This window comes from Stenotrophomonas sp. YJH_SMC_82 (genome assembly GCF_059368875.1).
The window spans coordinates 295,361-310,097 of sequence record NZ_JCAFSE010000004.1; the positions used below are offsets into that span (position 1 = coordinate 295,361).

The following is a 14,737-nucleotide window of genomic DNA, read 5'->3' on the forward strand; positions in this document are numbered from 1 at the left end:
ACCGTGGACGGTCTGTTCTGGAACATCCAGCTGGCCAACTACTACGCCGCCCTGGAAACCACGGCGGCGGCGGTGGCCGTGCTGATCCTGATCTCCAGCCTCGATGACCTGTTCATCGATGTCTGGTACTGGGTACGCGAGAGCTGGCGCGCGCTCACGATCAAGCGCCGCGATGCCTACCGGCCGCTGACCCAGGACGACCTGCTGCAGCGCCCGCAGCAGCCGCTGGCGATCATGGTGCCGGCGTGGATGGAGTACGACGTCATCGCGCAGATGGTGGAGAACATGATCAACGTGCTCGATTACCGCGAGTACGTCGTGTTCGTCGGCACCTATCCCAACGACCAGCAGACCATCGATGAGGTCGAGCGCATGCGTCGCCGCTACAAGCGCCTGCGCCGCGTGGAAGTGCCGCACGACGGGCCGACCAGCAAGGCCGACTGCCTGAACTGGCTGATCCTGGCGATCTTCGACTACGAGAAGCGCCACGACATCGAGTTCGCCGGGGTGATCCTGCACGATAGCGAGGACGTGCTGCATCCGATGGAACTGCGCTTCTACAACTATCTGCTGCCGCGCAAGGACATGATCCAGCTGCCGGTCACCTCGCTGGACCGCGAGTGGTATGAGCTGGTTGCCGGTGTCTACATGGACGAATTCGCCGAATGGCACGCCAAGGATCTGGTCGTGCGTGAAAGTGTTTCCGGCATGGTGCCATCGGCGGGCGTCGGTACCTGCTTCTCGCGGCGCGCGCTGCTGGCGCTGAGCGCGCAGACCGACAACCAGCCCTTCAACACCGACAGCCTCACCGAGGACTATGACGTCGGTGCGCGGCTGGCGGCGATGGGCATGCAGTCGATCTTCGCCCGCTTCCCGGTGCAGTTCCGCGTGCGTCGCCCGTCCTGGTTCGGCTGGGGGCCGGTGCGCGAGCGCACCCAGCAGATGGCGCTGTGCGTGCGCGAGTACTTCCCCGACAACTTCCGTGCCTCGTACCGGCAGAAGGCGCGCTGGGTGCTGGGCATCGGCCTGCAGAGCTGGGAGTCGCTGGGCTGGCGCGGCTCGCTGGCCACCAAGTACCTGCTGGCGCGCGACCGCAAGGGCATCATCACCTCGTTCGTCAGCATCATTGCCTACCTCATCTTCCTGCAGCTGCTGCTGTTCTGGCTGCTGAAGATGTCCGGGGTGTGGACGATGCAGTTTCCCAGCGTGTTCCAGGCCGGTACCTGGCAGATGAACGTCGCGCTGCTGACCACCGCAGCGCTGGCCACCCGCGTCGTGCAGCGCTTCTATTTCGTCAACCGGCTGTACGGCTGGGAGCATGCCTTGATGTCGATCCCGCGGATGGTGGTCGGCAACATGATCAACTTCATGGCCACCGCCCGCGCGTGGAAGGTGTTCCTGGCCTACCTGCTGTTCGGCAAGCGCATGGTCTGGGACAAGACCATGCACGACTTCCCGGACGCGGCGCAGCTGGTGCAGACGCGCAAGCAGCTCGGCGAACTGTTGACCACCTGGCAGGCGGTGGAGCCGGAGCGCCTGCAGCAGGCACTGGAGCAGCAGCAGGACGGCCGGCAGCAGCCACTGGGCCGCATCCTGCTCACCCAGGGGTGGCTGGATGATGAAACGCTGGCCGAGGCGATCGCCTTCCAGGGCGACCTGCCTCGTGCGGTGATCGACGTGGACTACCTGCGCGCCTGCCACTTCCCGGTCAGTGCCGATGCCTGCGTGCAATGGCGCATGTTGCCGCTGCCACCGCGCCAGCAGGGCACCCTGCGGCTGGCCGTGGCCAGCCCATTGCCCGAAGAAGCGTTGGCACTGCTGAAGCAGGAAACCCGCAGCGAGCACATCGAACAGAGCATTGCCCGCGAAAGCGAAATCAACGCAGGCCTGCGCCTGATCGGCGGCGACCGGCACTGGCAGCTGGACAACGTGCCCCTGCTGGGCGACCTGCTGGTGGAGATGCGCCTGATCGACCACGCGCGCTTCGAGATCGCATTGGACGCGTACAAGCCGCAGCGCGACGGCCGCATCGGCGATTACCTGGTCAAGCAGGGCATCACCACCGAAGACGCCGTGGCCCAGGCCATGCAGGAACAGCGCCGGCGTGCGGCGGCGCTGCAGTCGCCGCCTCCCGGAGCCTTGCCGGCATGAAGACCACGCTGCTGTCCTCCGTCATTGCCGTGGCACTGGCCACGGCGGCCGCGCCGGTGCTGGCCCAGGCCGATGCAGCACTGCCGTTGTCCGGTGCGGCCTACCGCGTCGCCGAGCAGGCGTTTGCCGCCTATGAGCGCGGTGACTACCCGGCGGCTTACCGGCAGTCCACCGAAGCGATCCGGCTGCGCCCGGACGTGGTGCGGCTGCGCCTGTTGCAGATCTATGCGCTGCAGAAACTGGGGCGGGGTGCCGAGGCCCAGCAGCAGGCACGTCGTGCACTGGATGCGGGGTTGAAGGATCCGGCGTTGCCGGCGCTGGCCACTGCCACCGCTGCCCGCAGCACGCCTCCGGATGCCAGGAGCGGGCGCGCACCCTCCCCACCGCGCGTGGCTGGCAGCGGCGCAGACCGCGCCAGGCAGCAGGCCTACGCGCTGGCCACCGAGGCCTACGCCGCTTATGACGCCGGGCGGATGGGAGAGGCAGCCAGCAAGGCCGAGCAGGCTTTCCGGCAGCAGCCAACGCAGGGCGCCTGGGCGATCCTGTGGGTGGCCGCGCTGGAGGCACAGCAGCAGCCCGAACAGGCCGACGCCGCCATTGCCACCGCGCTGCAGCTGGGCGCGCCGAATGTCGAGGCATTGCGCGCACAGCGCGTGGCGCTGGATCGACAGCGCGCGCTGCTGCAGGCCCAGCAGGCGTACCGGTCGCTGTCCACGCAGGATGATGCCGCGGCCGTTGCGCAGGCACGTGCCGCTGTCGAGCTGGCACCGGAGGTGGCGACGTACCGGTTGCTGCTGATTACCGCGCAGCTGCAGCAGGGGCAGCTGGCCGACGCCGAGCGCAGTGCCGACCAGGCACTGCAGGCCGACGGCGGGGATCTCAATGCCCGCGTGATGCGCGGTTATCTGCGCCAGCGCCAGGGCAAGACCCTGCTGGCCAATGAAGACTTCGACGCCGCACTCGCCGCGCCGGGGTCAACCATGCAGCAGCGCAACGTGCGCCTGCTGGCCGTGGATGCGGCCCTGGCCGCTGGGGATCGCGCACGTGCGGGTGCACTGCTGGCGCCGCTGCGCGCGGCATTGCCAGCAGATGCCAGCGATGCACGCGCGCAGCAGCTGCTGCAGCAGGGCATCGAGCAGCGCGCCAAGGCGGTCCGTTCCAGTCGCGAGCGTCCGCGCATGAGCGCGCAGACCTATCCGGCGCCGTTCCAGCACTGCCAGTCTGGCGACAGCGGCAACCGTTGCGAGTTGATGCCGGCCGACCTGCAGGGCGACGGTGGTGCCGCACAGCGTGCCTACGCGGCCTACGCGCGCCGGGACTATGCCGAGGCCATCGGCGAGGCGCGGCAGGCCGTGCAGCTCGCACCGGACGACGCGAGCCTGCAGGGGCTGCTGACCACTACGCTGGCGGCAGGCAACCGCAGCCAGCAGGGCGAAGCACGGCAGCGCCTGGATGCGGCGCTGGCACAGCGCCCTGACGATGCGGAGGCGCTGATGCAGCGCGGCTACCTCAACCAGAAGGCGCACGAGCCGGCGCGCGCACTGGCCGACTTCCGTGCCGCCGAGGCCACCGGCAGGGCACCAAAGGGCGTGGTGCTTGACCAGGCCTACGCCAGCGCGGCCAACGGCGATCACCCGCAGGCGGTGACCCTGCTGCGGACGGCCATTGATCGTGCCGATGCCGGTGAGCTGCCACTGGATGCGCACCAGCGCTACAACATGCGCAATGCCATCGCCAACTATTCGCGCGAGTGGGGCGTGATCGCCTCGGCCGGCTTCCGTGGCGCGCGCCAGGCGGCGACCAATGTCGGCGGCGCGGCGATCAGTACGCCGGGTGATTCGGTGTTCAGCACGCTTGAAGCGTTCTGGCGCCCGCCGGCTTTCAATGACCAGCACGGCACGCTGGAGCTTTACGCGCGGCTGCTCAACACCCTGTACGACGAGGGTGGCACCTACGAGTCGATCCGCGCCGTGGACCCGTGCACCGGCGAATCGACGCCCGATGCACGCGCGCGCGCCGAACGGCTCAGCCGCTCGCGTTCCACCACCGGCTGGCCGTCCACCATCGCCTCGTTCGGCCTGCGCTACGCCTTCGGCCAGACCGGCCTGAGCGCCGGCATCGAGCGTCGCCAGTTCCTCGGCAGCGCCACCCGCACGGGCGATGTCTACCCCGCTTCGGCGGCCGTGCAATGCAGCCTGCAGCTGGCCCGCAACCCGCCACTGGAAGCCAGCACACTGGCCCGCTACCGCCTGGCCAGCGGTTCCGGTGGCTGGATGTCCTACCTGACCTACGGCTATTACCACGGCACCGACCTGCGCACCGACGTGAATCAGTGGTGGATGGTCAGTGGCTACGCGCAGGGCGGTTACACGTGGGATGACAACAGCGCGCATTTCACCCTCGACGCACTCGATGCCAATGGCACGCCGGTGCGCCGGGTGGGCGATGCCAACGGGCGCCTGCATCGCGAACAGTGGTTCGCTGCCGGTGAACTGCGCGCCGGCCGCAGCTTCCGCTTTGGTGCCGGGCAGACCCACTGGGTGGTCACGCCGTATGGGGTGGTGGGGGCGGACTGGCTGGACCAGCGCTCGCGCGTGCGCGACATCCGCTACCCGCTGTTCCCGGCGCAGTCGTTCGCACTCAACGATACGCGGCGTAGCTGGTCACTCGGCGCAGGGCCGGGCGTGGGCGTGCGCTACTGGTTCCGCGAAGACCACTACAACACGCCGCGTTCCTACCTGGACCTGACCGTGCAGTACCGCTTCGCGATCGGCGGCGGTGATACGCAGCGCGCCAAGGGCCTGTTCGCCACCGCCATCCTCTCCTACTGAGGCAGGCCCCAACGTCGTCGCAGCGCCGCGGCCTGCGGCGTGTCCTGGGTCAGCCACGGCTCCAGTGCATAGACCAGCACGTGCTGCGCACCGCTGTCGTGCGCCCACGCCAGCTGCCGCTGGATGCGCGCGGCATCTGCGGTTTCGCCCTTGAACGCGCTGCCGTCGGCGGGGCTGCCGGGCAGTTCGCGGAACAGTTCGACGATCGCATCGAACCCGATGCCCTGTGCCCGGAAATGGCCGAGCAGCGGTTGCAGCTGCTGCACGTTGCCGGCGCCGGCCACCCCCACGCCGTCCTGCACCATCGGCCGCAGCGCGGCCCGTGCCAGCACCGCCTGCCACAGCGCGACCAGGTCGCCGTCGGTCTGCAGGCGGCTGAAGTAGCAGGAGATCGCACAGTCACCGCCGCGCGCGCTGGCGGCCTGCGCCAGCCCGTGCAGCCACTGCGCCAGCCATTGCTGGCGGGCCGGATCGGCCCAGTGGAACTGCTCCAGTTCGTAGGGCAGGTACCAGCCGCCGAAGGCGGGCTGCTGCGCCCACGGCGCCTGTGCCAACCAGCTGCGCGCGTGCGCCAGGCTGTCGGCCAGGAACGCCTGCAGCGTGGCGTCGTCGGCGCCGATGGCCTGCCACCAGCGTTGCTGGAAGGGCAGGCCAACGCGGATGCGGATGTCGTTCTCGCTGGCGGCGGTGAACAGCTGCTGCAGGTTGCTGTCCGGCAGCGACCAGTCGCCATCGCTGCCACCGACGATGCCGGTCCACTGCAGCACCAGCTGCCGGCAGCCCAGCGCATGGGCAAGCTTCAAGGAACGTTGCCAGTCGGCTGGCCCCCACTGCAGATGGCTGCGCCAGGGCTGCAGGAAGGTGCCATCCACCTGCACCGGCAGCGAACAGCCGGGCAGGGTGGTGAGCGTAGCGGCGAGTGGTGCCAGCACTGCCGCGCGCAGCAACCGGCGGCGCAACGGCGAAGACGGATCCGTGGGAAGGTCGGGCCGAACCATGGCCGCATCATCCCAGAGCACCGTGGGTGGGAGGTGAACCCCGCGCCGGGTGGTGCCGGCCGCTGGCCGGCATCGTGCCCCGGGTGGCAGATGAATCACCATCCGGTAGTGCCGGCCGCTGGCCGGCATCGCGCCCCGATTATTCCAACGCGTAGCGCAGCGCGAACAGCACCGCCACCAGCCACACCGCCGGATGCACTTCGCGCCAGCGGCCGGTGCCGGCCTTCAGCGCCGCATACGCGATGAAGCCAAACGCCAGGCCATTCGCGATGGAGTAGGTGAACGGCATCGCCAGGGCACACAGTGCGGCCGGCACCGATTCGGTCAGGTCGCTCCAGTCCACGTCCACCAGTTCGCGCAGCATCAGGCCGGCCACGAACAGCAGCGCCGGTGCGGTGGCATAGCCGGGCACCATCGCCGCCAGCGGCGAGAACAGCAGTGCGGCCAGGAACAGTGCCGACACCACCAGTGCAGTCAGGCCGGTGCGGCCGCCCACCTGCACGCCCGAGGCGCTTTCAGCGAACGCGGTAGTGCTGCTGGTGCCCAGCAGCGAACCGGCCACGATCGCCGTGCTGTCGGCCAGCAGCGCGCGGCCGAAACGCTTCTGCGCGCCCGGCAGTTTCAGCAGTCCGGCGCGACCGACCACGCCATACAGGGTGCCGGTGGCATCGAACACTTCCACCAGCACGAACACCAGCACCACCTGCAGCAACACGGCGATCGGCGCGCCACCGTTGTGGTGCAGCAGGCCCGGCAGGTCCAGCTGCAGGAAGGTCGGCGCCAGGCTCGGCGGCAGCGAGACCAGGCCCTGGTACTGCACGTCGCCCAATGCCCAGCCCGCGCCGGTCACCGCCAGGATCCCGATCAGGATCGCGCCACGGATACGGCGCGCTTCCAGCACCGCGATCAGCAGGAAGCCGGCCAGTGCCAGCAGCGGCGGCGCCGTATTCAACGGGCCCAGCGCCACCAGCGTGTCTTCATTGCCGACGATCACGCCGGACTTCTGCAGCGCGATGATCGCCAGGAACAGGCCGATGCCGGCCACGATCGCCGAGCGCAGCGACGAAGGAATGCCCGACACCAGCCACGCCCGCACACCGGTCAGCGACAGCACCAGGAACACCAGGCCGGAGATGAATACCGCGCCCAGTGCCTGCTGCCACGGCAGGCCGGCGGCACCGACCACGGTGAAGGCGAAGAACGCGTTCAGGCCCATGCCCGGTGCCATGCCGACCGGGAAGTTGGCCGCCAGCGCCATCACCGCCGAACCCAGCGCAGCGGCCAGGCAGGTGGCCACGAACACCGCACCCGCATCCATGCCGGTGGTGCCGAGGATTTCCGGGTTGACGAAGACGATGTAGGACATCGTCAGGAAGGTGGTGACACCGGCCAGCAGCTCGGTGCGCACGGTGGTGCCGTGCTGCTGCAGCTGGAACAGGCGTTCGAACAGGGACATGGGGCGTCTCGCAACAATAAGGTGTCACGACCAACGGTCGTGACCTACCCGAATGCAGAACGGCCGCGCAGAGCGCGGCCGTTCTTCCTTTCTTACTTCAGCGCCTTGAAGCGCAGGCGCTTCGGCGCGGCATCGTCGCCCATGCGACGCTTCTTGTCTTCCTCGTACTCGCGGTAGTTGCCCTGGAAGAACTCCACGTGCGAGTCGCCTTCGAAAGCGATGATGTGCGTGGCGATGCGGTCCAGGAACCAGCGGTCGTGCGAGATCACGAAGGTGTTGCCCGGGAACTCCAGCAGCGCGTCTTCCAGCGCACGCAGCGTTTCGATGTCCAGGTCGTTGGACGGTTCGTCGAGCAGCAGCACGTTGCCGCCCTGCAGCAGGGTCTTGGCCATGTGCAGGCGGCCACGCTCACCACCGGACAGCGAGCCGACCATCTTCTGCTGGTCCTGGCCCTTGAAGTTGAAGCGGCCGATGTAGGCGCGCGACTGGATCTCGATGCCGTTGATGTTGAGGATGTCCAGGCCACCGGCGATTTCCTGGAAGACGTTGTGGTTGCCTTCCAGCTTGTCGCGGCTCTGGTCCACGTAGGACAGCTGCACGGTCGGGCCGATCACGATCTCGCCCGAATCCGGCTTCTCCTGGCCGGTGATCATCTTGAACAGCGTCGACTTGCCGGCGCCGTTCGGGCCGATGATGCCGACGATCGCGCCCGGCGGAATCAGCATCGACAGGTTGTCGATCAGCAGGCGGTCGCCGAACTTCTTGGAGACGTTCTTGAACTCCATCACCATGTTGCCCAGGCGCTCGCCCGGCGGGATGAAGATTTCGTTGGTCTCGTTGCGCTTCTGGTAATCCTGCGACTGCAGCTCTTCCAGGCGGGCCAGACGGGCCTTGCCCTTGGAGCGGCCGCCCTTGGCGTTCTGGCGCGACCACTCCAGTTCCTTCTGGATCGCCTTCTGGCGGGCCTTTTCCTGGTTCTCTTCCTGCTTCAGGCGCTCATCCTTCTGCACCAGCCATTCGGTGTAGTTGCCCTTCCACGGAATGCCGCGGCCGCGGTCCAGTTCCAGGATCCACTCGGCGGCGTTGTCCAGGAAGTAGCGATCGTGGGTGACCGCCACCACGGTGCCGGTATAGCGCGCCAGGAACTGTTCCAGCCATTCCACCGACTCGGCGTCGAGGTGGTTGGTCGGTTCGTCGAGCAGCAGCATGTCCGGCTTCTGCAGCAGCAGGCGGCACAGTGCGACGCGGCGCTTTTCACCGCCGGACAGGTTGGCGATCTTGGCATCCCACGGCGGCAGGCGCAGCGCATCGGCAGCCACGTCCAGCTGGTTTTCCAGGGTATGCGCGTCGCCGGCGGCCAGGATCGCCTCCAGGCGCTCCTGTTCCTTGGCCAGCGCGTCGAAGTCGGCGCCTTCCTCGGCGTAGGCGGCGTACACCGCCTCCAGCGCGGCCTGGGCCTGCAGCACTTCGCCCACGCCTTCCTCGACCGACTCGCGCACGGTCTTGTTCGGGTCCAGTTCCGGTTCCTGCGCCAGGTAACCGACCTTGATGCCGGGCTGCGGGCGGGCTTCACCCTCGAAATCGGTGTCCACGCCGGCCATGATCTTCAGCACGGTGGACTTGCCGGCGCCGTTCAGGCCCAGCAGGCCGATCTTCGCGCCCGGGAAGAAGGACAGGGAAATGTCCTTGATGATCTGCCGCTTGGGCGGGACCACCTTGGACACGCGGTTCATGGTGTAGATGTATTGCGAGGACATGCGGTCTCCGTAGGCGCGGCCCTGCGCCCGACCCGTCACGGGAACATCCCGTTGCGGCAGCGGGCACAGACTGGAATGGAATACCGCCAATTATAGCCGGAACCGGTTCCGGCCCGCGCCCGGCCGGAGCCGCGCAGGCTGGCCGTGGCCTGAATGCTCCGTCACAGTCCTGCAGCGGGAAGCGTTTCCAGCCGGAAACGGTTCAGATCGGTTGCGCAATATGGGCTCACCACCCACCCAAGCAGAGGTCTGACATGCGCATCAATCGAGTAATGGCCGGCGCCGTGGCCTCTGTGCTGGCGCTGGGCGCCGTGACCCCGGCCTTCGCCGACAACGACCATCGCCGCGACCACGACCGCCGCGAGTGGCGCGAGGATCGCCGTGAGTGGCGCCAGGACCGCCGCGACTGGGAGCGCGACCGCCGCGAGGCCCGGCGCGACTGGGAACGCGACCGCCGCGACTGGCACCGTGACCATGATCGCTACTACCGCCCGGCACCGCCGCGCGTGGTCTATCGCCCGGCCTATGGCCCGGGCTATGGCTGGAAGGTCGGCCACCGCTACCGCGACTACTACCGCGGCCCGGTCTACGTGGTGAACGACTACCCGCGCTACAACCTGCGCCGCCCGCCGTACGGCCATCAGTGGATCCGGGATGATCGCGGCAACATGCTGCTGGTGGCCATCGCCACCGGTGTGATCGCCCAGTACGTGCTCAGTCGCTGAGGATCGCGGCCGGGGTCGGATCCCATTCCAACGGAAAGGGCTCTGACCCCACAACATCAATCGAAACCATACGGGGCCGGATTCCTTCGGGGATGCCGGCCCCGTCCGTTTCGGCCCCAGTGGGCCAGTGCGGAGCTACAATCGAGGGCTGAGCCGTACCCCTTTTCCCTGCCTGCTGGAGTACCCGATGTTCCCGCGTGACGTCCGCATCGAATCCTACGATCCCGAACTGGCCAAGGCCATCGCCGCTGAGACCCAGCGCCAGGAAGACCACGTCGAGCTGATCGCCAGCGAGAACTACACCAGCCCGGCGGTGATGGAAGCGCAGGGCAGCCAGCTGACCAACAAGTACGCCGAAGGCTACCCGGGCAAGCGCTACTACGGTGGCTGCGAATACGTGGACATCGCCGAGCAGCTGGCGATCGACCGCCTGAAGCAGCTGTTCGATGCGGACTATGCCAACGTGCAGCCGCACAGCGGTTCGCAGGCCAACCAGGCCGTGTACTTCGCCCTGCTGCAGCCGGGTGACACCATCCTCGGCATGAGCCTGGCCCACGGCGGCCACCTCACCCACGGCGCCAAGGTCAATGCCTCGGGCAAGCTGTTCAACGCCGTGCAGTACGGCGTCAACGACCAGGGCCTGATCGACTATGACGAAGTCGAGCGCCTGGCCCTGGAGCACAAGCCGAAGATGGTCGTGGCCGGCTTCTCGGCCTACTCGCAGGTGATCGACTGGGCGCGCTTCCGCGCCATCGCCGACAAGGTCGGCGCCTACCTGTTCGTCGACATGGCCCACGTCGCCGGCCTGGTCGCCGCAGGCGTCTACCCGAGCCCGCTGGAACACGCCCACGTGGTCACCTCGACCACCCACAAGACCCTGCGCGGCCCGCGCGGCGGCATCATCATCGCCAAGGGCGCCGACGAAGACCTGGTCAAGAAGCTGCAGTCGATCGTGTTCCCGGGCATCCAGGGCGGTCCGCTGATGCACGTCATCGCCGGCAAGGCCGTGGCCTTCAAGGAAGCGCTGGAGCCGGGCTTCAAGGCCTACCAGCAGCAGGTGGTGAAGAACGCCCAGGCGATGGCCAATACGCTGATCGCGCGTGGCTACAAGATCGTCTCCGGCGGCACCCAGAACCACCTGATGCTGGTGGACATGATCGGCAAGGACGTGTCCGGCAAGGACGCGGAAGCCGCGCTGGGCAAGGCCCACATCACCGTCAACAAGAACTCGGTGCCGAACGACCCGCGTTCGCCGTTCGTGACCTCGGGCCTGCGCCTGGGTACGCCGGCGGTGACCACCCGTGGCTACGTCGAACAGGACTGCGTGGATCTGGCCAACTGGATCGCCGACGTGCTCGACGCACCGAACGATGACGCGGTCATCGCCCGCGTGCGCGACGCCGTCAGCGCGCAGTGCCGCAAGTACCCGGTCTACGGCTGATCCGAGAGTGGGGTCAGAGCCCTTTCCTGGCGGAAAGGGATCCGACCCCGCCTTCCGGATCGACGCAGGGGTCGGATCCCTTCCCGCAGGGAAGGGCTCTGACCCCGGCATCGGAGTAACCGCGCATGGATGAGCGCCACCTCAAGTACCTGTACACCGCGCTGGCGGTGCTGTTTGGCCTGCCCAGCCTGGTGATGGGCGGCGCGGCGGCGACGATGCTGCTGCTGATGGGGCTGGGCCAGTTCGGTCATGGCACGCTGGCCTCGGTGACGGTGATGCCGCTGTGGGGCCTGGCCGGCATTGCCGGTTGCCTGGCCTGGTTGTGGCTCAGCGCGGGTTTTCTGCTGCAGGGGCGTGCCGGGCTGCACGTGCACCGCCTCTGGTGGTGGATGCTGCTGGCGGGCGGTCTCGCCGCCTTGCTCCCGCTGGGGCTGGCGCTGTGGTGGGGCATCGCCGTGCATGCCGAAGGCATCGGCTTGTTGCTGCTGGGCCCGTCGATGCTGGTGCCGGCTGCGATGCTGGTGTGGATCAAACGCCGCGCATGACGTGGCCCATGGAAGGAAATCGAACGCATGGATGAGCGTCTGCACAAACGCTGGATGGCGATCGCCGGCCTGCTGGTGGGCCTGCCCACCGTGGCGGCAGGCGGCACGGGTGCCGTGCTGGGGCTGATGGTCGTATGGGACGGCAAGTACCTGACGGGCGACGAGCACACGTGGTTGCTGCTGTGGTCGTCGGCTGGAATCATCGGCCTGCTGTCGTGGTTGTGGCTGAGCGGCCTGTTCCTGTGGCGCGGTGTTGCCGGCCTGCGCCAATCACCGGTTGTCGCCTGGGTCGGCCTTGCGCTGGGGGTGCTGGCCGCGTTGGCCGTGGTCGCCGCCGCGTTGTACTTCACCTTCAAGCATGGGGAAATCTCGACCCTGGCCTTCCTTGGGTTCGGCCCGCCGCTGCTGGTGATGGCCGGGCACCTGGCGTGGCTGCGCTGGGCACGCGCGGCCCCGGTGCCGTCGGCACCTGGTTGAACGTCTGGTCCTGCTGACCTCACTGGACGCTCTGGTTGGCCGAAATGCAGGTACTTCCGCGCAGACAGCATTTGCCGCTGCGCCCTTTCTCAGGTACCTTTGCGACGCTGCCATGACCGTGGCAATAGGTACTTTCCTGAGCCAGGCGTTCCATGCACTGCCCCTTCTGCCAACATGCCGATACCCGGGTCATCGACTCGCGCGTCTCTGAAGACGGCGCGACGATCCGTCGTCGGCGTGAATGTGAAGCCTGCGGCGAGCGCTTCAGCACCCTGGAAACGGTCGAACTGAAGCTGCCGGCCATCGTCAAGAGCGATGGCACGCGCGAGGCGTTCGACCAGCGCAAGGTCCGCGCTGGCTTCGACCGCGCGCTGCAGAAGCGTGCGGTGGCCGAAGACAAGATCGAAGCAGCGGTGCGTGCGGTGGTTCACCAGCTGCGCATCAGCGGCGAGCGCGAAGTGCCCTCGATCAAGGTCGGCGAGTTCGTGATGAACGAACTGCGCAAGCTCGATCATGTCGGCTACGTGCGCTTCGCTTCGGTCTACCGCAGCTTCGAGGACGTGGCCGATTTCCGCGAGGAGATCGAGAAGCTCGAGCGCGACCTGCCGTCCAGTACCGAACAGCTGCAGCTGCTGGGCGATGTGATCGCCCTGACCAAGAAGAAGAAGGGCTGACTGCCTCTGCCTTGGGGGTGCCAACCTTGGTGGGCACCGGTGGCCGCATTCACTGGTGGGTGCCAACCGTTGGTTGGCACTGACGGCATGGATCAACACCGGCGGCGTTACCATGGCTGCATGACCACTTCGTTCTCCGTCCTCGACCACCTGCACATGGCCAACGCGCTGCGCCTGGCCGAGCGCGCTGCCTATACCACCCGCCCCAACCCGATGGTCGGCTGCGTGATCGCCCATGGCGAACGCGTGGTCGGGCAGGGCTGGCACCAGCGCGCCGGTGGCCCGCATGCGGAAGTGTTCGCCCTGCGCGAGGCCGGCACCGAAGCACGCGGTGCCACCGCCTACGTCACCCTGGAACCCTGCGCCCACTACGGGCGCACGCCACCGTGTGCGCTGGCCTTGATCGAAGCCGGCGTGTCGCGCGTGGTCGCGGCGATGCGTGATCCATTCCCCAAGGTCGATGGCGGTGGGTTCGATCTGCTGCGCAATGCCGGCATCGACGTCGCCGAAGGGCTGATGGCGGCGCAGGCGCGCGAGCTCAACAAGGGCTTCCTGTCGCGCGTGGAGCGCAATCGGCCGTGGTTGCGGGTGAAGCTGGCCGCCAGCCTGGATGGCCGTACCGCGATGGCCGATGGCAGTTCCAAGTGGATCACCGGGCCGGCCGCGCGCGAGGACGTGCAGCACTGGCGCGCGCGCGCCGGTGCGATCCTGACCGGCGCCGACACGGTGCTGGCCGACGACCCGATGCTGACCGTGCGCCTGGCCGATACCGAAGTGATGGCACCACTGCGTGTGGTGCTGGATTCGCGCCTGCGCTCGCTCGAATGCAGCCGCGTGCGCGAGGGCGGGGCACCGACGCTGTACCTGCACGCTGCGGCGGTGAGCGCGCCGGATGCGGCCGATGCCGAATTCGCCAGCGTGCCCAGCGCAGAGGGGCGGTTGGACCTGGGCGCGGTGCTGGCGCTGCTGGCCGAGCGCGGCATCAACGAAGTGCACACCGAAGCCGGCGCGACACTGTCCGGTGCGCTGCTGCGCGCTGGCTGGGTCGATGAGCTTCTGCTCTATCAGGCGCCCACGCTGCTGGGCGACAACGGCCGCCCGCTGCTGGCTGGCCTCGGCATTGATGCCATGGACCAGCAGCGTCGCCTGCGCGTGGTTGACCAGCGCCAGGTCGGCGAGGACAACAGGCTGCTGCTGCGCCCATGAAGGAATGACGCAGGGCAGGGGGCTACGCCCATGGCGTCAGGCCGCTTCGTCGTCTTCTTCGCCAACGGGGCATTGGCCTTTCCATTGCTGCTTCCACAGCACATGCAGGTCGCGGCAGTACGCGCCGAGCGCCTCGCCCGGCAGTTGCCTCGCCTTGAACCGCAACTGGCGACGCGTAAAACCGTCGTCGTACTCATCCGGCAGTACCAGCACGGCACACTGGTCGTGGTACATCAGGAAGTCGCGGCAGTGATCATCCTCACTCATCCACGCATCCAGGTGCCTGTCGCTCAGCTGCGTTGACTCGAAGGCGACCGAGGGTTGGACGACGATGATCTTCGTGGCTTTGAACCTGGACGCCTCGGCCTGCCAGCACACCATCAGCGCCAGCAACATGAGCGCGGTCGACGTCATACGGTGTTTCATGCGGTTGCCCTGGTGGAAGAGGGCAACAGCATTGACCATGCAGGCCGCGC

The 14,737-nt window shown here is 67.8% G+C and carries 12 protein-coding genes; 8 read left to right on the forward strand and 4 right to left on the reverse strand.

Annotation, left to right across the window (positions count from 1 at the left end):
• Positions 1-3 precede the first annotated feature (3 nt).
• Together AC5P53_RS16640 and AC5P53_RS16645 are read left to right on the forward strand one after the other, a co-directional pair.
• The gene (locus tag AC5P53_RS16640; RefSeq protein ID WP_241887269.1) at positions 4-2,151 is read left to right on the forward strand and encodes a glycosyl transferase family protein; all 2,148 of its coding nucleotides are present in this window, start codon (positions 4-6) and stop codon (positions 2,149-2,151) included.
• A complete protein-coding gene (locus AC5P53_RS16645; RefSeq protein WP_241887270.1) occupies positions 2,148-4,982 on the forward strand; it encodes an NfrA family protein in 2,835 nt (944 codons plus the stop codon). The genes AC5P53_RS16640 and AC5P53_RS16645 overlap by 4 nt, the downstream gene beginning before the upstream one ends.
• Here AC5P53_RS16645 and AC5P53_RS16650 read toward each other — a convergent pair.
• From AC5P53_RS16650 to ettA, 3 genes are all read right to left on the reverse strand, one after another.
• Positions 4,976-5,980: a DUF4434 domain-containing protein gene (locus AC5P53_RS16650; RefSeq protein WP_241887271.1), complete on the reverse strand. Its 1,005-nt coding sequence runs from the start codon at positions 5,978-5,980 to the stop codon at positions 4,976-4,978. The two genes, AC5P53_RS16645 and AC5P53_RS16650, sit on opposite strands and share 7 nt — an antisense overlap.
• Positions 5,981-6,119: 139 nt before the next feature.
• Positions 6,120-7,436: an NCS2 family permease gene (locus AC5P53_RS16655; protein ID WP_032962452.1), complete on the reverse strand. Its 1,317-nt coding sequence runs from the start codon at positions 7,434-7,436 to the stop codon at positions 6,120-6,122.
• Positions 7,437-7,528: 92 nt separating this feature from the next.
• On the reverse strand, positions 7,529-9,193 hold the full coding sequence (gene ettA / locus AC5P53_RS16660; RefSeq protein ID WP_005415249.1) for an energy-dependent translational throttle protein EttA: 1,665 nt from the start codon (positions 9,191-9,193) through the stop codon (positions 7,529-7,531).
• Between the two features lie 254 nt (positions 9,194-9,447).
• On the opposite strand from ettA, the gene AC5P53_RS16665 reads away from it, so the two are divergent.
• From AC5P53_RS16665 to ribD, 6 genes are all read left to right on the forward strand, one after another.
• On the forward strand, positions 9,448-9,918 hold the full coding sequence (locus AC5P53_RS16665) for an RcnB family protein (RefSeq protein WP_049408719.1): 471 nt from the start codon (positions 9,448-9,450) through the stop codon (positions 9,916-9,918).
• A gap of 187 nt (positions 9,919-10,105) precedes the next feature.
• Positions 10,106-11,359, forward strand: a complete 1,254-nt coding sequence (gene glyA, locus AC5P53_RS16670) for a serine hydroxymethyltransferase (RefSeq protein ID WP_014645914.1) — start codon at positions 10,106-10,108, stop codon at positions 11,357-11,359.
• A gap of 125 nt (positions 11,360-11,484) precedes the next feature.
• Positions 11,485-11,904, forward strand: a complete 420-nt coding sequence (locus AC5P53_RS16675; protein WP_049442181.1) for a hypothetical protein — start codon at positions 11,485-11,487, stop codon at positions 11,902-11,904.
• A gap of 27 nt (positions 11,905-11,931) precedes the next feature.
• Positions 11,932-12,381, forward strand: coding sequence for a hypothetical protein (locus AC5P53_RS16680; RefSeq protein WP_032962449.1), 450 nt, complete (start codon positions 11,932-11,934; stop codon positions 12,379-12,381).
• Positions 12,382-12,533: 152 nt separating this feature from the next.
• Entirely contained in the window at positions 12,534-13,055 is a 522-nt protein-coding gene (gene nrdR / locus AC5P53_RS16685) for a transcriptional regulator NrdR (RefSeq protein ID WP_010481984.1), read from the forward strand.
• A 120-nt stretch (positions 13,056-13,175) separates the two neighbouring features.
• Positions 13,176-14,261, forward strand: coding sequence for a bifunctional diaminohydroxyphosphoribosylaminopyrimidine deaminase/5-amino-6-(5-phosphoribosylamino)uracil reductase RibD (gene ribD / locus AC5P53_RS16690; RefSeq protein WP_241887272.1), 1,086 nt, complete (start codon positions 13,176-13,178; stop codon positions 14,259-14,261).
• A gap of 36 nt (positions 14,262-14,297) precedes the next feature.
• Here the strand turns inward: ribD and AC5P53_RS16695 are convergent, their stop codons facing one another.
• Entirely contained in the window at positions 14,298-14,675 is a 378-nt protein-coding gene (locus tag AC5P53_RS16695; RefSeq protein ID WP_014645918.1) for a hypothetical protein, read from the reverse strand.
• Positions 14,676-14,737: the final 62 nt, after the last annotated feature.

What these genes read in the sequence shown, in the direction of transcription:
- AC5P53_RS16655 (WP_032962452.1), bottom strand. Translation starts at nt 7,436, where the DNA reads ATGTCCCTGTTCGAACGCCTGTTCCAGCTGCAGCAGCACGGCACCACC.
- glyA (WP_014645914.1), top strand. Translation starts at nt 10,106, where the DNA reads ATGTTCCCGCGTGACGTCCGCATCGAATCCTACGATCCCGAACTGGCC.
- AC5P53_RS16695 (WP_014645918.1), bottom strand. Translation starts at nt 14,675, where the DNA reads ATGACGTCGACCGCGCTCATGTTGCTGGCGCTGATGGTGTGCTGGCAG.
- AC5P53_RS16675 (WP_049442181.1), top strand. Translation starts at nt 11,485, where the DNA reads ATGGATGAGCGCCACCTCAAGTACCTGTACACCGCGCTGGCGGTGCTG.
- ribD (WP_241887272.1), top strand. Translation starts at nt 13,176, where the DNA reads ATGACCACTTCGTTCTCCGTCCTCGACCACCTGCACATGGCCAACGCG.
- AC5P53_RS16680 (WP_032962449.1), top strand. Translation starts at nt 11,932, where the DNA reads ATGGATGAGCGTCTGCACAAACGCTGGATGGCGATCGCCGGCCTGCTG.
- nrdR (WP_010481984.1), top strand. Translation starts at nt 12,534, where the DNA reads ATGCACTGCCCCTTCTGCCAACATGCCGATACCCGGGTCATCGACTCG.
- ettA (WP_005415249.1), bottom strand. Translation starts at nt 9,193, where the DNA reads ATGTCCTCGCAATACATCTACACCATGAACCGCGTGTCCAAGGTGGTC.
- AC5P53_RS16665 (WP_049408719.1), top strand. Translation starts at nt 9,448, where the DNA reads ATGCGCATCAATCGAGTAATGGCCGGCGCCGTGGCCTCTGTGCTGGCG.
- AC5P53_RS16650 (WP_241887271.1), bottom strand. Translation starts at nt 5,980, where the DNA reads ATGGTTCGGCCCGACCTTCCCACGGATCCGTCTTCGCCGTTGCGCCGC.
- AC5P53_RS16645 (WP_241887270.1), top strand. Translation starts at nt 2,148, where the DNA reads ATGAAGACCACGCTGCTGTCCTCCGTCATTGCCGTGGCACTGGCCACG.